General features: G+C 43.6%; 25 protein-coding genes. 17 read left to right on the top strand and 8 right to left on the bottom strand.

Annotated elements, in window-relative coordinates:
- Nucleotides 1-416 precede the first annotated feature (416 nt).
- The 5 genes from FS736_RS03825 to FS736_RS03805 all read left to right on the top strand — a co-directional run bounded on the left by FS736_RS03825 (nucleotide 417) and on the right by FS736_RS03805 (nucleotide 6472).
- Nucleotides 417-698: an autorepressor SdpR family transcription factor gene (locus FS736_RS03825; RefSeq protein WP_144475053.1), complete on the top strand. Its 282-nt coding sequence runs from the start codon at nucleotides 417-419 to the stop codon at nucleotides 696-698.
- A gap of 1 nt (nucleotide 699) precedes the next feature.
- Nucleotides 700-1332: an SdpI family protein gene (locus FS736_RS03820; RefSeq protein WP_144475052.1), complete on the top strand. Its 633-nt coding sequence runs from the start codon at nucleotides 700-702 to the stop codon at nucleotides 1330-1332.
- Nucleotides 1333-1503: 171 nt separating this feature from the next.
- Nucleotides 1504-3228 (top strand): ABC transporter ATP-binding protein, encoded by a 1725-nt coding sequence (locus FS736_RS03815; RefSeq protein WP_144475051.1) that lies wholly within the window; start codon nucleotides 1504-1506, stop codon nucleotides 3226-3228.
- Nucleotides 3222-5021 carry an ABC transporter ATP-binding protein gene (locus FS736_RS03810; RefSeq protein ID WP_144475050.1) on the top strand — a complete coding sequence of 600 codons (1800 nt, stop codon included), beginning with the start codon at nucleotides 3222-3224 and terminating at the stop codon, nucleotides 5019-5021. Before FS736_RS03815 ends, FS736_RS03810 begins: the two co-directional genes overlap by 7 nt.
- A gap of 155 nt (nucleotides 5022-5176) precedes the next feature.
- Complete coding sequence (locus FS736_RS03805) at nucleotides 5177-6472, top strand: ATP-binding protein (protein WP_144475049.1); 1296 nt, start codon at nucleotides 5177-5179, stop codon at nucleotides 6470-6472.
- A 357-nt stretch (nucleotides 6473-6829) separates the two neighbouring features.
- On the opposite strand, the gene FS736_RS03800 is transcribed toward FS736_RS03805, so the two are convergent.
- From FS736_RS03800 to FS736_RS03785, 4 genes are all read right to left on the bottom strand, one after another.
- Nucleotides 6830-7081: an alpha/beta-type small acid-soluble spore protein gene (locus FS736_RS03800; RefSeq protein WP_144475048.1), complete on the bottom strand. Its 252-nt coding sequence runs from the start codon at nucleotides 7079-7081 to the stop codon at nucleotides 6830-6832.
- 491 nt (nucleotides 7082-7572) lie between these two features.
- The gene (locus tag FS736_RS03795) at nucleotides 7573-7758 is read right to left on the bottom strand and encodes a YfhD family protein (protein ID WP_144475047.1); all 186 of its coding nucleotides are present in this window, start codon (nucleotides 7756-7758) and stop codon (nucleotides 7573-7575) included.
- A gap of 85 nt (nucleotides 7759-7843) precedes the next feature.
- Complete coding sequence (locus FS736_RS03790; RefSeq protein ID WP_144475046.1) at nucleotides 7844-7966, bottom strand: YfhE family protein; 123 nt, start codon at nucleotides 7964-7966, stop codon at nucleotides 7844-7846.
- Between the two features lie 65 nt (nucleotides 7967-8031).
- A complete protein-coding gene (locus FS736_RS03785) occupies nucleotides 8032-8931 on the bottom strand; it encodes a TIGR01777 family oxidoreductase (RefSeq protein ID WP_144475045.1) in 900 nt (299 codons plus the stop codon).
- A 99-nt stretch (nucleotides 8932-9030) separates the two neighbouring features.
- Between FS736_RS03785 and recX the strand changes: the two genes are divergently transcribed.
- On the top strand, nucleotides 9031-9843 hold the full coding sequence (gene recX, locus FS736_RS03780) for a recombination regulator RecX (protein WP_144475044.1): 813 nt from the start codon (nucleotides 9031-9033) through the stop codon (nucleotides 9841-9843).
- A gap of 17 nt (nucleotides 9844-9860) precedes the next feature.
- Here recX and FS736_RS03775 read toward each other — a convergent pair whose 3' ends face one another.
- Nucleotides 9861-10538, bottom strand: coding sequence for an SDR family NAD(P)-dependent oxidoreductase (locus FS736_RS03775; protein WP_144475043.1), 678 nt, complete (start codon nucleotides 10536-10538; stop codon nucleotides 9861-9863).
- A gap of 89 nt (nucleotides 10539-10627) precedes the next feature.
- On the opposite strand from FS736_RS03775, the gene FS736_RS03770 reads away from it, so the two are divergent.
- Nucleotides 10628-10966 (top strand): YfhH family protein, encoded by a 339-nt coding sequence (locus FS736_RS03770; RefSeq protein WP_144475042.1) that lies wholly within the window; start codon nucleotides 10628-10630, stop codon nucleotides 10964-10966.
- 61 nt (nucleotides 10967-11027) lie between these two features.
- Here the strand turns inward: FS736_RS03770 and FS736_RS03765 are convergent, their stop codons facing one another.
- On the bottom strand, nucleotides 11028-11210 hold the full coding sequence (locus FS736_RS03765; RefSeq protein ID WP_144475041.1) for a small, acid-soluble spore protein K: 183 nt from the start codon (nucleotides 11208-11210) through the stop codon (nucleotides 11028-11030).
- A 117-nt stretch (nucleotides 11211-11327) separates the two neighbouring features.
- On the opposite strand from FS736_RS03765, the gene FS736_RS03760 reads away from it, so the two are divergent.
- Nucleotides 11328-11582 carry a YfhJ family protein gene (locus FS736_RS03760; RefSeq protein ID WP_144475040.1) on the top strand — a complete coding sequence of 85 codons (255 nt, stop codon included), beginning with the start codon at nucleotides 11328-11330 and terminating at the stop codon, nucleotides 11580-11582.
- A gap of 403 nt (nucleotides 11583-11985) precedes the next feature.
- On the opposite strand, the gene FS736_RS03755 is transcribed toward FS736_RS03760, so the two are convergent.
- Entirely contained in the window at nucleotides 11986-12972 is a 987-nt protein-coding gene (locus tag FS736_RS03755; protein ID WP_144475039.1) for a metal-dependent hydrolase, read from the bottom strand.
- Nucleotides 12973-13117: 145 nt separating this feature from the next.
- On the opposite strand from FS736_RS03755, the gene FS736_RS03750 reads away from it, so the two are divergent.
- Both FS736_RS03750 and mutY read left to right on the top strand, forming a co-directional pair.
- Nucleotides 13118-13414 carry a hypothetical protein gene (locus FS736_RS03750; protein ID WP_144475038.1) on the top strand — a complete coding sequence of 99 codons (297 nt, stop codon included), beginning with the start codon at nucleotides 13118-13120 and terminating at the stop codon, nucleotides 13412-13414.
- An 81-nt stretch (nucleotides 13415-13495) separates the two neighbouring features.
- Nucleotides 13496-14569, top strand: a complete 1074-nt coding sequence (gene mutY, locus FS736_RS03745; protein ID WP_144475523.1) for an A/G-specific adenine glycosylase — start codon at nucleotides 13496-13498, stop codon at nucleotides 14567-14569.
- 210 nt (nucleotides 14570-14779) lie between these two features.
- Here mutY and FS736_RS03740 read toward each other — a convergent pair whose 3' ends face one another.
- Nucleotides 14780-15004, bottom strand: a complete 225-nt coding sequence (locus tag FS736_RS03740; protein WP_144475037.1) for a hypothetical protein — start codon at nucleotides 15002-15004, stop codon at nucleotides 14780-14782.
- A 172-nt stretch (nucleotides 15005-15176) separates the two neighbouring features.
- Between FS736_RS03740 and fabL the strand changes: the two genes are divergently transcribed.
- The 7 genes from fabL (at nucleotide 15177) to FS736_RS03705 (ending at nucleotide 21699) form a co-directional block, all read left to right on the top strand.
- Complete coding sequence (gene fabL, locus FS736_RS03735; RefSeq protein WP_144475036.1) at nucleotides 15177-15926, top strand: enoyl-[acyl-carrier-protein] reductase FabL; 750 nt, start codon at nucleotides 15177-15179, stop codon at nucleotides 15924-15926.
- A gap of 78 nt (nucleotides 15927-16004) precedes the next feature.
- Nucleotides 16005-16199, top strand: coding sequence for a gamma-type small acid-soluble spore protein (locus FS736_RS03730; protein ID WP_144475035.1), 195 nt, complete (start codon nucleotides 16005-16007; stop codon nucleotides 16197-16199).
- 169 nt (nucleotides 16200-16368) lie between these two features.
- On the top strand, nucleotides 16369-16623 hold the full coding sequence (locus tag FS736_RS03725) for a YgaB family protein (RefSeq protein ID WP_144475034.1): 255 nt from the start codon (nucleotides 16369-16371) through the stop codon (nucleotides 16621-16623).
- A gap of 375 nt (nucleotides 16624-16998) precedes the next feature.
- Entirely contained in the window at nucleotides 16999-17529 is a 531-nt protein-coding gene (gene ntdP, locus FS736_RS03720; RefSeq protein ID WP_041967592.1) for a nucleoside tri-diphosphate phosphatase, read from the top strand.
- Nucleotides 17530-17622: 93 nt separating this feature from the next.
- On the top strand, nucleotides 17623-19371 hold the full coding sequence (locus FS736_RS03715) for an ABC transporter ATP-binding protein (protein WP_144475033.1): 1749 nt from the start codon (nucleotides 17623-17625) through the stop codon (nucleotides 19369-19371).
- A gap of 371 nt (nucleotides 19372-19742) precedes the next feature.
- Nucleotides 19743-20756 carry an ABC transporter ATP-binding protein gene (locus FS736_RS03710; protein WP_144475032.1) on the top strand — a complete coding sequence of 338 codons (1014 nt, stop codon included), beginning with the start codon at nucleotides 19743-19745 and terminating at the stop codon, nucleotides 20754-20756.
- A complete protein-coding gene (locus FS736_RS03705) occupies nucleotides 20731-21699 on the top strand; it encodes an ABC transporter ATP-binding protein (RefSeq protein WP_144475031.1) in 969 nt (322 codons plus the stop codon). The genes FS736_RS03710 and FS736_RS03705 overlap by 26 nt, the downstream gene beginning before the upstream one ends.
- Nucleotides 21700-21785: the final 86 nt, after the last annotated feature.

The raw sequence follows: 21785 nt of genomic DNA, 5'->3' as shown, positions 1-21785 counted from the left end.
TGCCCTTATGAAAAGGGAAACTCCTGCATAAGGGTACGAAAAGGAGAGAAAGGTGCCCTTATGGGAAGCGAAACTCCCTTATAAGGGTACGAAAAGGAGAGAAAGGTGCCCTTATGGGAAGGGAAACTCCCTTATAAGGGTACGAAAAGGAGAGAAAGGTGCCCTTATGAGAAGGGAAACACTTGTATAAGGGTACGAAAAAGAGAGAAAGGTGCCCTTATGAGAAGGGACATTCCTGCCTAAGGGCACTATTAACTCTTAAATGTAACCTTATTGAATAACCTAATAAATGAGCCGGCTGTCAAAGTGCAGCCGGTTTTAATTTGAAAAAGAATTGCAAAAATCAGGAAAATGATTTAGTATTTAGTTAAATAACTAAATACTTAAATTATCTCAAACAAAGGGAGGTATTTAGCTTGAATGATGCTTTCAAAGCACTTTCAGACCCTACCAGAAGAAAGATCCTCGATCTGTTGAAGGATAGGGATATGACTGCTGGAGAAATCGCAGACCAGTTTAACATGACAAAACCGAGTATCTCACAACACTTGAAGCTGCTGAAGAATGCCGGTTTGATCCAGGATGAGAAGCAGGGACAGTTCATCATTTATTCTCTTCATACGACTGTCTTCCAGGAGCTCATCAGCTGGGCGTTCAGCTTTACAGAAAATAATAAAGACCGGGAAGGGGAAAAATAAAATGAAAAAGCATGTATTGCCTTTGACTATGATCGGCCTCCTGATCCTTGCGTGGATTATTGCGTTTCCGAAGCTGCCTGAACAAATGCCGATTCACTGGGATGTAAACGGGGAAGCAAATGGTTTTGCTTCTAAGCTCAATGCAATGTTCTCTACACTTGGTATCATGGTGATCCTGTATATATCCATGGCTTTCTTGCCAAAAGTAGATCCAAGGAAAACAAACTATAAGTACTTCTCGAAAAGTTATCGCATTATATTAAATGCCATTATAGGAGTCCTTTTTGTCATCAACATACTGATGCTGGCAAATGCGATTGGGTATGATGTCCCTTTTGGCAGTATCGGCCCGCTGGTTGTCGGAATTATCTTTATGATCCTTGGAAACTATATGCCTCAGGTCCGGTCTAACTTTTTCATTGGCATTCGAACTCCATGGACACTCAGCAGTGATGAAGTATGGAAAAAGACACATCGGGCTGCTTCAAAAATCTTTTTCTTTGGCGGTCTGGCCATGATATTGGCTACCTTCGTTCCTGGTTATTGGAAGGAAGCAGTGCTTTTCAGCGTGATTGCCGTTACCGTCATTGCGCCTTATATTTATTCTTACGTTCTTTTCAATAGAAAGTTATAGAGATACCAAAGAAAGGAACTTGATGTCGGGGAGGAACAAATGTTGACGGTCCAAAAAATGGATCGTTTTTTTATCTTTCAATTCAAAAAATTCACCAAAAAGAGTATGATAGAAGGTATAAAAATTCGGAAGACGAAATAACGTTATTGGTCAACTGGGGGTACGTTTTCTATGAGTATATTTTCATTTGTAAAACCATATCGCATTCCAATCGCAGCTGCACTAAGCTTAATGCTTATCGAATTGGCTGTTGAACTTTTCCAGCCGCTTTTGATTGCTAAGATTATCGATGAAGGGATTGTCGCAAGGGATCTTGACACGGTCATCAAATGGGGCGGAGTCATGCTTGGAATCTCCTTTCTTGCCTTTGCATCGGGTATTGCGAACTCGTTCATAGCTGCCCGTGCAGGCCAGAGTTTTGGCTTTGACCTTCGAGAAAAGCTGTTTGCGAAAGTCCAGGCTTTTTCGTTCACAAACTTCAGCCATTTCCCCTCCTCTTCTTTGATCACGAGGATCACCAATGATGTGACCCAGCTGCAGAATACGTTCTTCATGAGCCTGCGGATTGCGATGCGTGCCCCACTTCTTGTGATCGGGGGAATCATCATGGCCATGATGGTTCATGTGAAATTGGCCCTGCCGTTTGTCATCATCATCCCGCCACTGTTGATTTTCCTAATTTGGATCATGAGGAAGGCTGCAGGTTTATTTAAAAGTGTTCAGAAGCGTCTTGACAGAGTGAATGGCGTAATGAGGGAAAACCTTGTTGGCATGAGGTTGATCAAAGCTTTTGCCAGGGGGAATTATGAAGGTACTAGATTTGAAAAAGCGAATAATAAACTAAGAGAACGAACAGTGTTTGCTTTGAGGGTGACTGAAGCAACGATTCCAGTGCTGCTGCTATTCATGAATTTAAGCGTCATTGCGGTTCTATGGTTTGGAAAAATAGACGTTCAGTCTGGCAGGGTGTCTGTAGGTGAAGTGGTCGCGATCGTGAACTACGCTGCGAGGATTACTGCTGCTTTTTCAATGTTTTCATGGATCATAATGGTATTCTCACGTTCCAGGGCATCGGCTGAGCGTGTAACGGAAGTACTGAATGAGGGAGTCGATCTTGAAGATACCGCTGGAAGCCAGGATGTATACGGAATTTCTGCAGGTAAAATTGAGTTTGATAAGGTCTCATTCCAGTTCCCAGACACCAATATTCCGATTCTTGCAGATTTATCGTTTAAGATCGATCAGGGAGAAACCGTAGCGGTCCTTGGAGCGACCGGTGCGGGAAAAACGGCAATGTTCCAGCTTATCCCGCGCTTATACGATGTAACAAGCGGAGAAATCCGAATCGATGGCAAGAATATTAAGGATCTTAAGCTTAAAAGTCTCAGGGAGGGAATCGGCTACGTTCCTCAGGAGGCATTGCTGTTCACCGGATCGATCAAGGAGAACCTCGCCTGGGGCAAGCAGGATGCGACCGAAGAGGAGTTGGTCAAGGCAGCATCAGATGCCCAAATCCACGAAACAATCCAGAAACTGCCGAACAAATATGATACGCTTCTCGGGCAGAAAGGTGTCAACCTTTCGGGCGGACAGAAGCAGCGATTATCCATTGCTCGTGCATTGATTAAAAAACCCAAAATCCTTCTGCTCGATGACAGCACTAGTGCGCTGGATTTAAAAACAGAAGCAAAGCTGCTACAAGCCATAAGCAAATATGAGTGTACAACAGTCATCATTACACAAAAGATCAGCACCGCCAAGGAAGCTGATAAAATTCTCTTGCTGGAAGATGGAGCTTTAATTGGCTATGGCGACCATCAATACCTGCTCAAACATTCTTCGCTTTATCAGGCAATCTACAACTCCCAGTTCGGGGAGGTGAAGGCAGGATGCTAAAAAGGCAAAGAGAAAACAAGGCAGGCAGCAATAAAAGTACGGTTAAGGGGATTGGACCGACAATCAGGAGGATCTGGTCCTATCTTGCAGGCCAACGGAGCCTGCTGATCCTGGTCCTGTTAATGGTGGTGGCGAGTTCAGCGCTTGGATTGCTGGGCCCATTCTTGATCGGATGGGGCATCGATCAGTATTTTGCGACAGAATCAGCTGATGGTTTCACTTGGCTATTAATCGGCCTAGGTGCAGTTTACGTGATGCATTCCTTAACATTGTGGTTCCAAAGCTACTGGATGATCGGCATCGCTCAGAAGACTGTCTATATAATGAGGAGGCAGCTCTTCAGCCATTTTCACAAGCTCTCGATTGATTTCTTTAACAAACGCCAGCATGGAGAGCTGATGAGCCGGGTCACCAATGATATCGAAAATGTCAGCGCGACCCTGAATTCCTCTGTCATCCAGATTTTTTCGAGCGTGCTTACCCTTGCGGGAACATTGGCGGTCATGATTTGGCTGAGTCCTTTGCTTACCCTGGTGACGATGATTATCGTTCCATTGATGTTCATGGGGATGAAGTGGATTACGAGCCGTACCGGCAAACTATATAAGGAACAGCAGCGCAGGCTTGGAGAGATGAATGGATATATTGAGGAAACAATTTCCGGACAAAAAATCATCAAATCCTTTTCCCAGGAACCAAAAGTCATTGAAGAGTTCCGCATAAAAAATCAGCAACTGAAGGAATCAGGTTACTGGGCACAGACATTTACAGGCTTTATCCCGAAATTGATGAATATGCTCAATAACCTTAGCTTTACCATCGTGGCAGGAGTGGGCGGTTTCTTCGCCTTAAAAGGATATGTAACGATTGGGACAATTGTTATCTTTACCGAATACTCCCGACAATTCACAAGACCGTTGAATGATCTGTCGAATCAGTTCAATACCTTGCTGTCAGCTGTTGCAGGAGCCGATCGTGTCTTTGACATCATTGATACGGAGGAAGAGGCTGTAGACGAAAAAGGAGCTGCACCTCTCCTTGGCATCACCGGAAAGGTCGAGTTCAAGGATGTATCTTTTTCCTATGAAAAGGGGGGAGATACCGTTTCTGATTTGAATTTTAACGCAGAACCTGGCCAAACGATTGCATTGGTTGGCCCTACGGGTGCTGGCAAGTCGACAATCATCAACTTGATTTCGCGTTTTTATGAACCAGATCAGGGGATGATTATGATTGATGGGCACGACAGTAAGAAAATCACCCGTGACAGCCTGAGGAAACAAATGGGATTCGTCCTCCAGGATTCATTTTTGTTCCAGGGAAGCATCAGGGAGAATATTCGATATGGAAGACTGGATGCTTCCGATGAGGAGGTAGAGAAGGCTGCCAGGGCTGCAAATGCCCATTCCTTCATTCAACGATTGCCGGAAGGGTATGATACTGAGCTTAGCCAGGATGATGCCGGGATAAGCCAGGGGCAAAAGCAATTACTATCGATTGCCAGAGCCATCCTTGCTGATCCTGCGATTTTGATACTGGATGAAGCGACAAGCAGCATTGATACAATCACTGAGTTGAAAATACAGGAAGCCCTCCAGCATCTGCTGAAGGGAAGAACAAGCTTCACCATTGCCCACCGCTTGAATACGATTAAAAATGCCGATCAGATTATCGTTATAGAGAATGGACAAATCATTGAAAAGGGCAGTCATGACGAATTGCTGGCACAAAAAGGTTTTTACCATGAACTTTATACAAGCCAGCTTGAAAAGAAAATGTTAATGAATTCATAGCAGGGAGCCTCAGGGCTCCTTTTTTATGTTCACAATGCTAATATATGACAAATTTCCCGGGGAATAGAGGAATCATGAAAACTTTGTCGTATTTCTAAAAGTGGATATTGCGTTTGGGCTATACTATTTAACGCTCTTCGATTGGAGAAGATAAAATGCTCGTCGAGAAACTCCTGTTGAATGTTTTGATCATTTTGCTGCCTATCTTTATTCATGGTGTTCTTTTTGATAACAAAAGTGTTGGGAAATCACCTTATTTATGCGGAATCCTGCAAAGCCTGGCTCTGTTTCTCTCGCTTGCGTTTTCATATGAACTGGGCGGATTATACTGGGATCTTCGGTATGTCCCTTTGGTAGTAGCCTTTTTGTATGGGGGGCCGATTGCAGGGGGGATGGTCTTATTTACTTATCTTGCAACAAGGACATTCATGGGAGGGGATCTCCTTCTCGGTTATGCGAGCGGTTTTTTGGCAGCATTGTTTCCATTCTTGTTCATGAAGAGTTTTTGGACCTTTGATGCTAAGAAGAGGGTCAGGACAGCGGTTATTGTTGGTTTCTGGCCATCACTTTCTATGCTTATCATTTTAATCACTAATACTTTTCTCAGTAATGCAGCAGCATCAGAAGATTCAAATAAGGTCTTGATGAACATAACGATTTTTGGTGTGATACAGATTTTCTCTGTATGGGTAGCAGCTTTCCTCAATGAGGCATTGATAGAAAAGGATTTGATGAAGAAAGAAATCCTCAGGGCTGAAAAGCTTAATACATTGGGGGAACTTGCAGCGTCCATTGCACATGAAATCAGGAATCCACTGACAGTAGTGAAAGGTTTTCTGCAAATGATGCACAAGCAGGAAAAGGGAGATAACTTTTACTATTTGAGTCTGGTTCTGACTGAGCTTGGAAGGGCTGAGTCAATCATTAATGATTACCTGAATTTCGCAAAGCCGCAATTTGAAAAGCTGGAGGACGCAGAACTGGCTGAAATAATTACAGAAGTAACCATCCTCCTGGAAGCCTTTGCCGCAAAAGAAGGGGTACAGGTGAACGTAAAGCTTGAGTGGGGTGTGTTTGCAAAAGCCGACCGGAACCAGCTGAAGCAAGCTTTAGTGAATATAATAAAGAATGCAATCGAAGCCACGGAAGAAGGCGGGGAGGTCTTTGTCAGCCAGGCATCGGCAGGGCCAGAATCTTATGTCATCGTCTCAGACACAGGTAAAGGGATGGATCAGGAGCAGCTGGCACGTCTTGGGACACTTTTTTACACAACTAAAGATAAAGGTACCGGACTTGGTACATCCGTTTCAACGAAAATCATTGAAGCGATGGGCGGGTCTATTGCATTCAAGAGTGATTTAGGAGTAGGAACGGAAGTCACGATCATCCTGCCAACGTATAATAAGGATGCAGCAGGAGCAGATCCACTTCAGGGGAATGAAGCCATGTAATGATTTTCAAAGAAAATCGGACAAATAGAAAAAGCGAACCGTCATCGGTTCGCTTTCAAGTAACTTGCTACTCCACAAGATGTATAATAAATCATCCATTTATAAACTTTGCCGCGGTACAAAATTCCACTTGACCATTTTTAACCTAAACGACGCAAGCCCTACCTCTCTTGCATCCTTACGGCTCCGAAGCCGATCCAGTGTGAATAAGTTGTTACCTAAAAATAAAAGCAGAACGCCATTAATTGTTTACATAGTATTGGTTGTGACTCAAGTTACTTCCTTTTGGCGAAGCTTATTCATTATATTTCATTTTCCAGCAGATGTCAACTGTTTTTTTACAAATGTTTGAAGTCTTTACTGTTTCCGTAAATTTTCCTGTGCCATTTTCACGAGCTCCCGGACCATGCTTCCACCCAATTTTCCCCCAACTTTTCCAGCTTCCCGGGTTGAAAGATTACCGTTATAACCCTTATTAAGGGGAACGCCAACCTCTTTGGCTGTTTCAAATTTTGCATCCTCCGCTTTTATTGTACCGGCTACCTGTGCTTTTAGATCATCAAGTGCCTTCCTGGCTTCCGGTACAAGGATCTTATTCCTTCTTGCCATTAGTGATCCCTCCATAATGATCATTACATTCTCACGTTAGTATTGGTAATGAAGAAGAATATTATTAAATAATGAACCGTTCAGATTACGGGATATAGGTTTTATTGCATTAATAAAAGGGTAAATATTATAGCCAATTTAATTATCCTCAAACTTATCAACAAACAAAAACTATTATTTATAAGTACTCCACAGCTTTATCCACATTATCCACAGAAATATCGCTAAATTACGATAGATAAATAAACCCTAATATTAAAAGCTTTTAGAGAATTTATTAACAATATTCACATGTATGTGGGTAACTTATTTTTGTACAATTAGTGAAAATACTTGTTTAATGAAGCGGTTGGGAGTAAATTAGAAGTATCGAAAGTTAGTGAAGTAATTCACAAACTCAAGTTCCTGATTTGCTAACCGTAGATATTCCCCCTTCCCTTAAAAGGAAAAAGCAGAATCATTTTGATTCTGCTTTTTCCTATATGAGAGGGTTATTTTCTTCTGCTTTTGGCACGCTGGTCTGCAGCTTTTGAACGTGCCATTGCTTCAAGATCATCGTGGTCAGCTAAATCGCGATCGAATTCTACATCAATGCCATCAGATTTCATGTTTTTTGGTACTTGTGGAAGGGATGCTTTATTGCGATCACGTGTTTTGTGTCCATGTGCTCTTCCCATTCGAAAAACCCCTTTCAAAAGTTAAAAGTACGGAAATGCATTATTTCCGTACTTTTATGTTCCTCCAAAAGAAGCGCCTTAATGCCTAATATCTCTTTCCAGCTGCATAGCCGCCTGCTCTGTCTGCTTTTTTGAATTCTCGGCTGTATGTAACTTCCTGCATGCTTGATAATGTACTCTTTGTCTTATCCCTTTTTTTCTTATCCAATCCAATTCACCCTTTCAATGTGTGTACCTTATAAGTATTTCCTTGTTGAAAGGGATTAAACACCTTTATTTTCCTAAAATTCCTTTAAGGGCTTTTTCAAGTTCTGGATACTTGAATTTAAAACCGGCTTTTAGAAGCTTTGAGGGAACGACATTCTGGCCTTCCAGCAAAAGCATGCTCATATCTCCAAGAGCGATTTTCAGGGCAAAGGAGGGAACCGGGAGCCAATTGGGGCGTCCCAACACTTTGGATAAAATTTGGCCAAACTGATCCATTGTTACTGGTGAAGGAGAGACAAAGTTTACTGGACCGTCCAACTGGTCATTCCCAATTGCATAAATAATTCCACGAATGACATCCTCAATATGAATCCATGAGAGCCACTGAGTACCAGAGCCGACTTTTCCGCCCGCAAAAAATTTATACGGGAGCATCATCTTTGGCAAGGCTCCGCCATTTTTATCCAGGATCACACCGAATCGGCAAAGCACCACCCGGGAGCCTAATTCTTTTGCCTGGGTTGCGGCAGCCTCCCAGCGCCAGACCGTGTCAGCCAGAAAGTCATTAGCTGGATCCGATTGTTCGTTGAAAACTTCTGTCAGCGAGGTGCCGTAATAACCCACTGCACTTGCATTGATTAAGACAGGAGGCTTATTTTTAAGTGACTCGATAATCCTGTTCACTTCGCTGGTCGCCTTAATCCTGCTGTCCATGATCTTCTGTTTGTACTCATCTGTCCATCTGTCATTAATAGTTGCGCCTGCAAGATTCACGATTGCATTAATGCCTTCAAGCTCATTTTCCGGATTGTCAGCCTCATTGAGCCACTGAACAAATTTTGGATTATGGCTGCCTTGATCTTTCCTATTCCGGGTTAAAATGAATACTTCATGTCCGTTACGGATAAGTTCACTGCTTAAAGCCCTGCCGACAAGCCCTGTTCCTCCGGTTATGGCTATTTTCATGGTCAACCTCCTAAGTTTTCCTTTTATGTATATAGTACTGCTTTTAAAATGATAAACCTCCTTTGAATGTGTTAAAGTTTCTTTAGAGGTGAAAATCAAATGCCAGCCATTACGAAAATCTCCGTCCAAAAACACAATAAAGACAGATACAGCATTTTTACCGACAGCGGAAGGGGAGAAGAGTACGCGTTCAGCGTCGATGAAGATGTTTTAATAAAATATAATTTGAAAAAGGGAATGGAACTGGATGACTTTGCGGTCACGGAAATGCTTTTTCAGGACGATATCCGGAAAGCCTATAATACAGCAATCAATTATCTTTCACACCGCATGCGCTCAGAGTCTGAAGTCCGTGAACACCTTAAGAAAAAAGAAATCTCAGATTCCGTCATAAAAGAAGCAATCCATAAATTATATGAGTTTAAATTCCTGAATGATGAGGAATTTGCCAACGCTTTTGTCCGGACACAACTGAATACGACGGATAAAGGCGCGGAAGTCATTAAACTGGAACTGAAGGAGAAAGGGATTGTTCCCGATTTGATCACAAAAGTGGTCGATGAGGTCTCATTCGATGAACAGTTGGAAAAAGCAATCAAACTCAGTGAAAAATATGCTTTGAAGAATAAGAAGGACTCATCGAGGATCCTTAAGCAGAAAATTGAACAGATGCTTAGGCGCAAAGGTTATTCATTTTCGATCATACATGCTGCTTTGGATGAGACAGAGATTGAAAAAGAAGACGATGCTGAAATGGATGCATTGCGTATTCAAGGAGAAAAACTGCACAGCAAGTACAGTAAGCTTTCAGAACGTGAATACAGACAGAAGCTGAAGATGGCATTGTACCGCAAGGGATTTCCAATGGAAATGATCGATGAATTCATTTCCGAAAAAGAGAATGAGAAATAAAAAAATCATGACTGGCGTCATGATTTTTTCGATTCTATAACAATTTCGGGTTTTTCGAGATTATCGATAATGATTCCGGCCACTTCAGCAGCAGAACGAAACCTAGCCGGGTCTGCCACATGCTCGCTTTCATCCCAGAATGGAGTATTCATCCCGCCCATATAGGCAGCGACGAAACGGATGTCTGTTTCTTCGTACTCCTTCTGCAGGCTTTCGGTAAAGCCTCTGACGGCGAATTTGCTGGAACAATAGACAGCTTCATTCTTTTTCCCCCGTAGTCCGGCCGTCGAGACGATGTTCAGGACAAGGCCCTCATGATTCAGTTCAAGGTAGGGAAGGATGGCCTTAGTCATATGGATCGTTCCAAAAACATTTGTCTGGAACATTTCTTCGATTTCTGTATCGGAGCTTTCGGAGAACGGACCGAAGTATCCGAGGCCGGCATTATTTATGAGCCCGTACAATTCATGTTTTTTGCTGATCAACAACGCTTTCTCCTTGATATCCTCCAGATTGCGAAGGTCAAGCGTGATTGCGGTGGCACTTCCCCCTGATTGTTCAATCTGCTCCTTGACGGCATTTAGTTTATCTTCTGTTCTTCCTGTCAAAATCATATGGTAATCCTGTTTGGCCAGCAGCAGTGAGAGCTCTTTTCCAAGGCCGGTGCCGGCACCAGTCACAATGATTGCTTTCATGATAGCCTCCTTAAGATAACATGCTATAATTTAGTTATATCTTAAATGCTTGAATGTTAAAAGCAAGAACTATCCAGGAGTGAATCAATATGGGCAGAGAAAAACGTTACAGCGAAATGACCGAATATGAATTGAACCAGGAAATCGCCAGTCTCCGCGACAAGGCAAGGAAAGCAGAACAAATGGGAATGGCAAGTGAACTGGCCGTTTATGAGCGGAAGATTGCCATGGCCAGATCCTATATGCTCAACCCGGATGATTTTAAGCCAGGTGAAGTCTATGGCATCGAAGGAGACCCGGGAGCCTACTTTAAAATCGATTATATGAATGGTGTATTTGCCTGGGGTGCACGTCTTAACGGAGATGGTAAAGAAGAAGCACTGCCGATTTCCCTTTTAACGGAAACAGAGCAAAACCAGAATAATTAAGAATCTGGTTTTGCTCATGTGTTAAAGGATGGAACAGCTTAAGCTGTCCACAGGATGATGCTTAATGGTCCTTAATGACAGCTGAAGTGTCATCTTCACGGTGAGAGGAAGCATACATGCGCTCCTGAGGATGGGTATTGATCGTGCCATCGGCTCTTTTTGAAGCGTATTCCGCTTTTGCCCGAGGCTCGCCCTCAAGCTTATTATTGTTCTGGTTCGGGAAATTGGTTACTTTATTTCGCATAATGCCCTCCGTGACGGGTAAAATTACGTGCATTCCAGAATGGATGCACGCAATCATAGTATTCGAGTAATGACACATAATCATAACTATATTAAAAATTGGCAAAGGGTGATCAGGATGCAGGAAACACACGAAGCGCTGGCCAGCCTGCTTCAGGAAAAAAACAACGGCATCACATATGAGCAGGCTTTGAGATGGGTCGAGCTGTTATGGAGTGACTTTGAAGCGACATACGCCAAAGCAGGCCATAAATATATGGGCAGCGAAATGACAGAAAAAGTCGTCCGCCAATGGATTGAAAATTACGGCAGCCAGCTGCACGAATTCGTTGCCAGGAATCCTAAGTATAAGCATTTATTGGAAGAGGAATAAACCTGACAAAGAGAATCCCCGTTTAAGAGGGGATTTTTGTTTTTTATCGGCATGATTAGCTCAATTAAGTGTGATTAACTACTGTGGGTTTCATAATCCCATCTCTAGCGCTCAGCTATTTTGCATCTCTGAGCAAGCTTTTGAATAATTGCACGGTAAAACATCATAATGGCGCAGTGATCGACGTTAATTGCACCATCAAGCAGAATAATTGCACGTTCAGTCTTATTCATTGCACCCTTAGCAGCTGGAATTAAACCGCCAACCTAATAATAGAAAAACCTCCTCAGCCACATGGGAAAGGAAGTCATAAAGTTTTGGAGTGACTCCAGCCAAACAAAAGCTGCACCCCCATTGTTAGTTTTGTGTCTAATAGTAAAGGTACAGCTCATAAATATTGGTCTTATCCTTCTCCTGGAATGAACTCCAGTTTCTTTCTTAGTTTTTCCTCACTGTAAATCCAGCCTGTGTAAGAGCTGAGGATTTCCAAATCCTTGTTCAAGTTCACGACTGCGACAAATGGATAGTGCCCGTTGCTGCGGTAGCGCAAATCAATGAACCTGACTTCGTAAAAATCATCATATTCATCACATTCCCAGCGGTAAACAGGTGAGAACGAAAGGAATGCGGATAGATTCTTATCTGTTTTTGCTGCTTCAAGCACCGGAGTTTCGGGAACTGGGACACGGTTGAACTGGTCAAGAATCCGCACATGACGTTTGTATCCGCGGCCGACGAAGAATTGGTGCTTGTTCATGACGGCTACACGCCAATGGTTGAACCGCATTGTCGGAGCGATAATGATATCGGTCGCATCCGGAACGATTTTCTCAACAGCACACTTGATTCGATGCTTCACAACGAATCGGTATATATAGTAGAGCACAAGGATTCCATAAATCGTTAAGAAGGTGTATCCGGGGTGTGCTCCAAATGCCCAGAGGAACAAACCGATGACATGAAGCGCAAAAATAATCGGATCAAATGTATTGATTACCCCCAATGCGACCCATTTCGACGAAAATGGCCTTAGTGCCTGTGTTCCATAAGCATTGAAAATGTCGACAAAAACATGAAGGAATACAGCAATGAATGTCCAAATCCATAAGTGCAGCAAATTTGCTTCCGGATTAAAAAAGTATATTGTCCCGGAAATAAGCAGCGGCCAAAGAAGGACAGCTGGAATAGAGTGAGTGACTCCGCGATGGTTCCGTATATAAACTGCATTATTTCTCAGTTTCAGAACGGTATCTATATCAGGGATTTGTGACCCGACGAGTGTAGCGACCAGTACGCTGCTAGCTGTGATGCTGCTTTCGCTGACAGCAGGATCAAGCGTCGCCAACCCGCCCAGAGCGAACCCCATGACAACATGGGTACCAGTATCCATGGAAACCGCCTCCTTTTTTAGATAGTTGATAAAAGCTAAATAAATGAACTGGCAAGTAAAAAGTCTTGTCACAATGCAAATAATCATTTACTTTTAAAGGGTTGAACCATTAAGTCCCTTTACTAGTCATAAAGGAGCTGGCGTAATGATTCAGATGATCATCCAATACGAAGTCAAACAAAATCTGCTTGGCCAATATCAAGAGGCCATCCATCGAATTTCCGCGATGCTTCCTGATTTCGAAGCAAATATGTTTTCATGCAGCCAGTCGGGCCAGCGGAATGTATTCATTGAATCATTTTTTGTGCCGACTGAAGCCCATTATCATGCAATGAAAAAAATGCGTCTTTCCCGGGACCATTCTGTTTTTGGAATGCTGGAGGATTTCGTTCCGGGAGGACTCGAACGAATTGGCTTCATGGCGATTAAGCAGAAGCGTTAATATTATATTCCCAAATTTCCGGAAAGTTTAACACCTGGAGGAACAAAAGTGGCAACTGACATCAAGAAATGTGTAGATAAAATGGATAAAAAATCCTTTCAGGATGACTTGATAGGATGGTTTGTTAGCGAGCAGCGAGAACTGCCATGGAGAAAGGATCAGGATCCTTATAAAGTGTGGGTATCTGAGATCATGCTCCAACAAACTAGAGTAGATACTGTCATCCCTTATTTTAATCGATTTTTGGAAAGATTTCCAACCATAGAGGCGCTTGCATCCGCGGATGAAGAAAAGGTCCTGAAAGCCTGGGAAGGTCTCGGTTATTATTCCCGTGTCCGCAACTTACAATCCGCAGTGAAGGAAGTCCATGAACATTACGGAGGCAAAGTCCCTGATTCACCGGAAGAGATAGCTTCGTTAAAAGGGGTAGGCCCATACACGGCAGGGGCCATACTTAGCATAGCCTACGGGAAACCTGAACCTGCTGTTGACGGAAATGTGATGAGGGTCTTGTCGAGGATCCTCCTGATTTGGGATGACATTGCCAGACCTGCATCCCGTAAAATTTTCGAATCGGCTGTGAGGGAAATCATATCGCATGAAAACCCATCTTATTTCAATCAGGCCTTAATGGAGCTGGGAGCCCTAATTTGTACGCCTACTTCTCCTTCATGTCTTCTTTGTCCTGTCAGGGACCATTGTGAGGCGTTCCATGAAGGGGTACAAACTGAGCTTCCAGTAAAAACGAAAAAGAAGAAGCAGAAAAATATCCAGCTGGCCGCAGGGATCTTTAGTGATCAAAGTGGAAGGATCCTTATAAGGAAAAGACCGGAAACTGGCTTGCTGGCAAACCTGTGGGAGTTCCCGACTGTAGAGTTAGACCTCGGATTCCAAAGGCAGCGAGAGCAGCTGTCCGGACATTTTGAAGAACTTTATGGTTTTTCTCCTAAGATAAATGATTCCATAGGCGAAATCGGCCATGTTTTCTCCCATCTGATTTGGAATATTCATGTATTCAGCGGCAGCTTTGATAGCGCTATTCCGGAAACTCAGCAGTTAAAACTTGTTACTGAGCAGGAGATCCAGGAATATGCATTTCCGGTTCCATACCAAAAAATGCTGAAGCGGTATCTTGAAGTTAAAAAGGCTGACTAATCACTAAGGTGGTTAGCAGCCTTTTTTTTCATGGTTTATCGGGAATTATTGATCATGCGATATGGATGACTACATGTGGTATTCCTAATCCAGCTTCAGCGCCTAGCCCCTCGAGACGCTTCGGTCCTGCCAATGAAGTCAAAGAACGACTTCAGTGTCAGGCCCTCCAGCGCTTGTCGGGGCTGAACGAGGCGCTTACGCTTTTTGTTACTAATCGTAACTGATTTTTGTCCCATGGGTGTAATCAGCTTCACCGCGGCTAAGGCCGCCCCTGCGCTCGATTTCTTCAACAATTTCTCTGTGGATGGTCTGCCCTTCGGAATTTAAATATGGCACCATCTGCTGCAGGGAGTGATGGAAAAACGCAAGCTCGCTGTCTCTCCAGTCAGTCTTGGACATCATCGAAAGTTCAGTCATATCACGGCCAACATACATAAGTGATCATCCTTTCATTTAGGTTTAAACTTAATGTTAGTCTTTTCTGAGGTACTGTTTTTTATCAGGGCTCTTTTGGGAGACTTATTGTCATATATACCTGAAAAAGCTAAAATGAAACAAAATCATGATTCCGCTTTTAACAGAAAGAGGATAGGAAAGGAAATTGCACATGACACAAAAAGTAGCACTCATTACAGGAAGCAGCCGTGGAATCGGCAAAGCAGCGGCCATCAGGCTTGCTAAAGAAGGATATGACATTGTCATCAATTATGCCCGCAGCAAATCGGCAGCGTTAGAAACAGCCGAGCAAATCGAATCACTTGGAAGGAAGGCTCTCGTCGTAAAAGCGAATGTCGGTGACGTCAGTAAGATAAAGGCGATGTTTGAACAAATCGATGCAGAGTTTGGAAGGCTGGATGTGTTCGTGAACAATGCAGCATCAGGTGTGCTGCGGCCAGCAATGGAACTGGAAGAATCTCATTGGGACTGGACAATGAACATCAATAGCAAGGCATTGTTATTCTGTGCCCAGGAAGCTGCGAAGCTGATGGAGAGAAATGGAGGCGGAAAGATCGTCAGCATCAGCTCACTTGGTTCAATCCGTTATTTGGAAAACTACACGACGGTCGGAGTCTCAAAGGCAGCGCTTGAAGCCCTGACACGCTACCTGGCTGTTGAATTAGCGCGCAAAAACATCGTCGTCAATGCGGTCTCAGGGGGAGCAGTCGATACGGAAGCTTTGACCCATTTTCCAAACAGGGAAGAACTCCTTGCTGAGGCGAGAGAAAAAACTCCTGCCGGAAGAATGGTCGAAATCGATGACATGATCAATGCCGTCATGTTCCTTTTAAAGGATGAATCGAGCATGATTCGCGGCCAGACAATCATCGTTGACGGAGGAATTTCGCTTTTAGTTTAAGGAGAGCATTTTGGTAAAATTTAGTCGGATAGTAACCCCCACAGATGGTTAATCTATATTTCGTGGAGGTGATAAACGATGGCAAAACAACCTAACCAATCTCAAGCTGGAACTAACATTCAGCAGGTGAGACAACAAAATGCTCAATCTGCTCAAGGTGCACAAGGTCAATATGGCACAGAATTCGCGAGCGAAACAAACGCTCAAGAAGTACGCCAGCAAAACCAGCAGGCTGAAGCACGCAAAGGTCAAAACTCTGGCCAACAGGGTTAATATCACCTAAATGAAAGGCACTCTCACTCGCAGAGTGCCTTTTCCATGCCTGAAAACGGGAGTCCACAATTCGACAAAGGTTCCAAATCCTCTACATAACTAGTCAAAGGAATTCAACGGCTGCCAAAGAATACAATTAGGAGATAAATTTTACAGGCGGTGGATAAGCATGGATAAATTTAACGAATTGGTATCTACTCAAATGCAAACAATGGAAAAGCTTCTGTATTTGCAGTCTGAACTGGAAAGGTGCCAGGAGATTGAAAAGCAGCTGGATGCCCTGAAGCAAAATGCAGAGTTAGAGGAGCTTCGCTTGGAAATTGACCGTAAAAAGCAGGATCTGAAGGAAATCCACCGGATGTTCGAAAAGCAGACGGAGGATGTCATTCATACGTATCAGCAGTTGGCTGTTACATTACGTTAAATTTTTTATAAAGGCTCTTTTAGTATTGTTGCTTATCATCAGACCTCTTGTTGAAAATGTTTACTCCGTAACGGCCATGTGAAGCAGTTTGAAGAACCCGTGAAGCGGGAATTTACATTTGAAAGAGAAAGCGGTAAAAGTTCAGGAAAAGAGCAATCCATCCGAAAAAAATGAATTTTTATAAAAATTTAAGCAATTTTAAAGGGTCATCGATGGAAATCGATGGCTCTTTTGTTTTAAATTCTCTCGTTAACCGTTATAATAATAAAAAATAGGAATCGTTCTTTGTTGCCTTTTGTCGTTTTAAAGAAACCGAGATAAATATACATTGATAGGTTGCAAAGTTTCCGGGAAAGGAAAGTAGGGGAGAAGAACATGGGCGTACCCACAGAAGGTGAACCAATTCAAATCCATAGTTATAAGCATAATGGGCACATCCATCGAGTCTGGGAAGAAACTACCGTTTTAAAGGGCACACAAAACCTTGTAATCGGCGGAAATGACCGGACTGTCGTCACGGAGTCAGACGGCAGGACCTGGATTACGAGAGAGCCTGCAATCTGTTACTTCCACTCTCAGCTGTGGTTCAACGTTATTGGTATGATCCGGGAAGATGGCGTATATTATTATTGCAATATTAGTTCTCCATTTATTTTTGACGGAGAAGCGCTGAAATATATTGACTATGATCTCGATATTAAAGTTTTTCCAGATATGACGTTTAATCTACTCGATGAAGATGAATATGAGCGCCACCGCAAGGAAATGCAGTACCCTGATGTGATTGACAAAATCCTGAAATACAATGTTGAAAAGCTCAAACGCTGGATCAGGCAAAGGAAGGGACCTTTTGCACCAGATTTCATCGACATTTATTATGAGCGGTATTTAACCTATCGCCGCTAACCATACAGGGAAGACAAGCTTCAGCCTGTTGATTCGATTCAACAGGTTTTTGTTTCGTGCACGAGCAAGGCTCCATAAGGGGGAACTAAAAAATTGGGCAGCATCCGCAGATACTTAAAATTCGTCAAACCATACAGGCTGCAAATCATTGGCACCATCATCATCGGAATCCTGAAATTTGCGATTCCATTATTGATTCCGCTTTTGATCAAATTCGTGCTCGATGATGTCATCGGTAACGATACCTTGACCAAGAGTGAAAAAACGGACAAATTATTCTGGGTCATGGGCATCATGATCGTTGTTTTTGTCGTTCTCAGGCCGCCGATTGAATACTATCGTCAATATTTCGCGCAATGGACAGCGAGCAAAATCCTCTATGATATAAGGGATAGATTGTTTTCCCATATGCAGAGGCTCAGTTATAAATATTATTCAAATACGAGAGCCGGAGAGGTCATCTCGAGAATGATCAATGATGTCGAGCAGACAAAGACTTTCGTTGTTACGGGACTGATGAATCTGTGGCTGGATGTTGCTACGATTTTGATAGCGGCTGCTATCATGTTTACGATGGACGTGAAGTTAACATTCGTTTCCCTGATCCTGTTTCCATTTTACGCTTTTTCGGTAAGATACTTCTTTGGGAATCTTCGAAAGCTTACGAGGGAACGGTCACAGGCACTTGCAGGAGTACAAAGCTATCTGCATGAAAGAGTGGCCGGGATTTCGGTCATCAAAAGCTTTGCGATTGAGGATTATGAACAGACACAGTTTGACCGGCAGAATAAAAACTTTTTAACAAAAGCGCTTGAACATACAAGCTGGAACGCAAAAGCATTTGCTGTGGTCAATACGATTACTGATATAGCCCCGCTCCTTGTCATCGGCTTTTCTGGTTATCAGGTACTCCACGGAAGTCTCACGATCGGGGAAATGGCAGCGTTCATCGCCTATATTGACAGATTGTACAATCCGTTGCGCCGACTGGTGAATTCATCGACGACGCTGACACAGTCGATTGCTTCAATGGACCGGGTATTCGAGTTCATGGATGAGAAATATGATATTAAGGATTCTCCTGATGCAGTGGAATTGAAAAAAGTACATGGTGACATTTCTTTTAAAAATGTTAGCTTCTCGTATGAAGAAGACGGGGAGACGGTACTGAAGTGTTTGAATATAGAGGTTGAAAAGGGTGAAACGATCGTGCTTGTTGGAATGAGCGGCGGCGGGAAGTCATCGTTTGTCAGCCTGATTCCGAGATTCTTCGATGTCACAGATGGAGAAATCCTTCTTGACGGCAAGGACATCCGCTCATTCAAAGTCCGTTCATTGCGCGATAAAATCGGGATGGTTGCACAGGATAATATTTTATTCAGTGAATCGGTGAAATCCAATATACTTTTGGGCAAGCCAGGTGCAAGCGATGAAGAAGTAATCCAGGCTGCAAAAGCCGCGAATGCCCATGAATTTATTATGAATCTTCCCGAAGGCTATGATACCAAAGTAGGGGAAAGAGGAGTCAAGCTTTCCGGCGGCCAAAAACAACGTGTCGCCATAGCGCGAGTCTTCCTTAAGAATCCGCCTATTTTAATTCTTGACGAAGCCACTTCAGCACTTGATCTTGAGAGTGAACATCTTATCCAGGAAGCGATTGAAAAGCTGGCGAAGGACAGGACAACCTTCGTAGTAGCCCACCGCTTATCCACGATCACCCATGCAGACAGGATCGTCCTGATTGAGCATGGTGAAATCGTCGAAGTTGGAAGCCATGAAGAATTGATGGCAAAACAGGGCGGCTATCATAGGTTGTTCCAGGTACAGCAGCTGGAAAATTAAATGAAAAGAAGGAGAACCGGAGCCAATTTGGCTTCGGTTTTTTTATTTGAAGAATTTCTTAAGGCTTTGTAATTCTATTGATTTCAAGTTTATTAAAGAAAATCAACAATCAAGGTGAAAATAGCTTTTCTGAAAGAATCGGTTTTTCAGCATTTTACCCATAATTCTTAGCATACCGTTCGTGTCATATTTCATCAGCTTTTGACATACAAATAGTACCAATTCCCTAATACTATTCAAAATTATTACTATATTTAAATAATTAAGAAAAATCAGTGGACTATTTGTGGGCATTTAATATAAAATGTTTTACACAGAGAGAATTATTTTTATTCAGCAATAATATTTCGGTAATAGAAAGGAGTAGGCAAGTGGTACATGCTCCGGTTTTAGAAGTGAAAAATTTAAGAACATCATTTATCACCAAAGATGGTGAGGTTCCAGCGGTAGATGATGTCAGCTTTTCGGTCAATAAAGGAGAAATCCTTGGAATAGTCGGAGAATCGGGCAGTGGAAAGAGCGTGACATCCTTGTCCGTCATGAAGCTGATTCCGCAGCCGCCGGGAAAAATTGCTGGAGGCGAAATCCTTCTCAATGGCGAAGACCTGGTGCACGCTTCAGAGTCCAGGATGAGGGAAATCCGCGGAAATGAAGTGGCGATGATTTTCCAGGAGCCGATGACTTCGTTGAATCCATTATTCACAATTGGTGAACAGCTGGTGGAAGCGTTGAAAATACATAAGAAGCTCGGCAAAAAGGCGGCATATCAGCAGGCAGTGGAGATGTTGAAGCTTGTCGGCCTTCCCAGGGCAGAGCAAATTGTCAAGGAGTACCCCCACCAGCTTTCAGGCGGGATGAGACAAAGGGTCATGATTGCGATGGCACTCAGCTGCCACCCTCGGGTGCTGATTGCAGATGAGCCGACAACTGCACTTGATGTAACCATCCAGGCGCAGATCCTGGCATTGATGAAGGATTTGAATGAAAAGCTCGATACGGCGATTATCATGATCACTCATGACCTTGGTGTCGTAGCAGAAGTATGCCAGCGTGTCGCTGTCATGTATGCCGGAAAGATTGTTGAGGAAGGGCTTGTCGGGGATATCTTCAAAAACCCTAAGCACCCTTATACTCTTGGCCTGCTTAAATCGATTCCTGATATCCGGGATAAAAAGGAACGCTTATATTCGATACCTGGCAATGTGCCGAAGCCCGGTTCAATCAAGACCGGCTGCCGATTTGCGGCCAGATGCGAATTCGTCATGGACAGATGCCTGAGCGTGGACCCGGAACTCTATGAAACTGACAGGCCAGGTCATACTGTTCGCTGCCTGTTGCATGAGAAGGAGGGAGTAGCCGATGGCAGAAGTACTGTTAAAAGTTGATGGTCTTAAAAAATACTTTCCTATTACAGGCGGGATCCTGGGAAAACAGACCGGGGCAGTCAAAGCAGTTGATGATATTAGCTTCTGGGTGAACAAAGGGGAAACGCTCGGTCTGGTAGGAGAGTCTGGCTGCGGGAAATCGACAACAGGCAGGATGCTGATGCGCCTGATTGATCCGACAGAAGGGCAGGTCGTGTTTGAAGGGAAGGATTTGGTGACCCTTTCTGATAGCGATATGCGCAAGGCCAGAAAGGATATGCAGATGGTGTTCCAGGACCCCTTTGCGTCTTTGAACCCACGGCATACTGTTGAAAAGATTCTCGAGGAACCTCTCATCGTCCATGGAATCGGTACGAAAAAGGAACGAAAGCAAATGGTCAGGGAAATGCTGGAGGTAGTCGGCCTCAGCAGTTACCATGCCAAACGGTATCCCCACCAGTTCAGCGGCGGCCAGCGCCAGAGGATCGGGATCGCCCGGGCGCTGATGACAAGGCCAAAGCTGATCATCGCTGATGAACCAGTTTCAGCACTGGACGTATCCATTCAATCGCAAGTATTGAATTTGCTGGAGGACCTGCAAAAGGAATTCCAGCTGACCTATATTTTTATCGCCCACGATCTTGGTGTGGTCAAACATATCAGCGATAGAGTGGGAGTCATGTATTTAGGCAGACTAGTAGAAATCACGGATGCGGATAAGCTGTACGAAAAACCGCTGCATCCTTACACCAGGGCATTACTTTCGGCGGTGCCGATTCCAGATCCAGATATCAAAAGGGATGGGGTACTGCTGACTGGCGACCTTCCAAGTCCGTCGAATCCACCCCAGGGGTGCGCCTTCCATACAAGGTGTAAGGAGTGTATGGAAATCTGCAAGACAGACAGGCCCGCACTGCGGGAGATTGAACCAGGTCATTTTGCTGCCTGCCATCTGTATTCCTGATCAAAAGGGAATGCTGGCAGGAAAAACAGCATAGATGATATATAACATGGACCCGATAAATAAAACCGGTCCGAAAAAACAAGGGG

The sequence above is a fragment of the Cytobacillus oceanisediminis 2691 genome, assembly GCF_007678455.1.
Classification (GTDB): Bacteria; Bacillota; Bacilli; order Bacillales; family Cytobacillaceae; genus Mesobacillus; species Mesobacillus oceanisediminis_A.
This window is presented reverse-complemented; position numbering and strand designations above follow the sequence as displayed.

Excerpts from the sequence above, each read along its gene's own strand:
- FS736_RS03820 (WP_144475052.1), top strand. The coding sequence starts at position 700 with ATGAAAAAGCATGTATTGCCTTTGACTATGATCGGCCTCCTGATCCTT.
- FS736_RS03815 (WP_144475051.1), top strand. The coding sequence starts at position 1,504 with ATGAGTATATTTTCATTTGTAAAACCATATCGCATTCCAATCGCAGCT.
- FS736_RS03810 (WP_144475050.1), top strand. The coding sequence starts at position 3,222 with ATGCTAAAAAGGCAAAGAGAAAACAAGGCAGGCAGCAATAAAAGTACG.
- FS736_RS03805 (WP_144475049.1), top strand. The coding sequence starts at position 5,177 with ATGCTCGTCGAGAAACTCCTGTTGAATGTTTTGATCATTTTGCTGCCT.
- FS736_RS03800 (WP_144475048.1), bottom strand. The coding sequence starts at position 7,081 with ATGGCAAGAAGGAATAAGATCCTTGTACCGGAAGCCAGGAAGGCACTT.
- FS736_RS03795 (WP_144475047.1), bottom strand. The coding sequence starts at position 7,758 with ATGGGAAGAGCACATGGACACAAAACACGTGATCGCAATAAAGCATCC.
- FS736_RS03785 (WP_144475045.1), bottom strand. The coding sequence starts at position 8,931 with ATGAAAATAGCCATAACCGGAGGAACAGGGCTTGTCGGCAGGGCTTTA.
- recX (WP_144475044.1), top strand. The coding sequence starts at position 9,031 with ATGCCAGCCATTACGAAAATCTCCGTCCAAAAACACAATAAAGACAGA.
- FS736_RS03775 (WP_144475043.1), bottom strand. The coding sequence starts at position 10,538 with ATGAAAGCAATCATTGTGACTGGTGCCGGCACCGGCCTTGGAAAAGAG.
- FS736_RS03770 (WP_144475042.1), top strand. The coding sequence starts at position 10,628 with ATGGGCAGAGAAAAACGTTACAGCGAAATGACCGAATATGAATTGAAC.
- FS736_RS03765 (WP_144475041.1), bottom strand. The coding sequence starts at position 11,210 with ATGCGAAATAAAGTAACCAATTTCCCGAACCAGAACAATAATAAGCTT.
- FS736_RS03760 (WP_144475040.1), top strand. The coding sequence starts at position 11,328 with ATGCAGGAAACACACGAAGCGCTGGCCAGCCTGCTTCAGGAAAAAAAC.
- FS736_RS03755 (WP_144475039.1), bottom strand. The coding sequence starts at position 12,972 with ATGGATACTGGTACCCATGTTGTCATGGGGTTCGCTCTGGGCGGGTTG.
- FS736_RS03750 (WP_144475038.1), top strand. The coding sequence starts at position 13,118 with ATGATTCAGATGATCATCCAATACGAAGTCAAACAAAATCTGCTTGGC.
- mutY (WP_144475523.1), top strand. The coding sequence starts at position 13,496 with ATGGATAAAAAATCCTTTCAGGATGACTTGATAGGATGGTTTGTTAGC.
- FS736_RS03740 (WP_144475037.1), bottom strand. The coding sequence starts at position 15,004 with ATGTATGTTGGCCGTGATATGACTGAACTTTCGATGATGTCCAAGACT.
- fabL (WP_144475036.1), top strand. The coding sequence starts at position 15,177 with ATGACACAAAAAGTAGCACTCATTACAGGAAGCAGCCGTGGAATCGGC.
- FS736_RS03730 (WP_144475035.1), top strand. The coding sequence starts at position 16,005 with ATGGCAAAACAACCTAACCAATCTCAAGCTGGAACTAACATTCAGCAG.
- FS736_RS03725 (WP_144475034.1), top strand. The coding sequence starts at position 16,369 with ATGGATAAATTTAACGAATTGGTATCTACTCAAATGCAAACAATGGAA.
- ntdP (WP_041967592.1), top strand. The coding sequence starts at position 16,999 with ATGGGCGTACCCACAGAAGGTGAACCAATTCAAATCCATAGTTATAAG.
- FS736_RS03705 (WP_144475031.1), top strand. The coding sequence starts at position 20,731 with ATGGCAGAAGTACTGTTAAAAGTTGATGGTCTTAAAAAATACTTTCCT.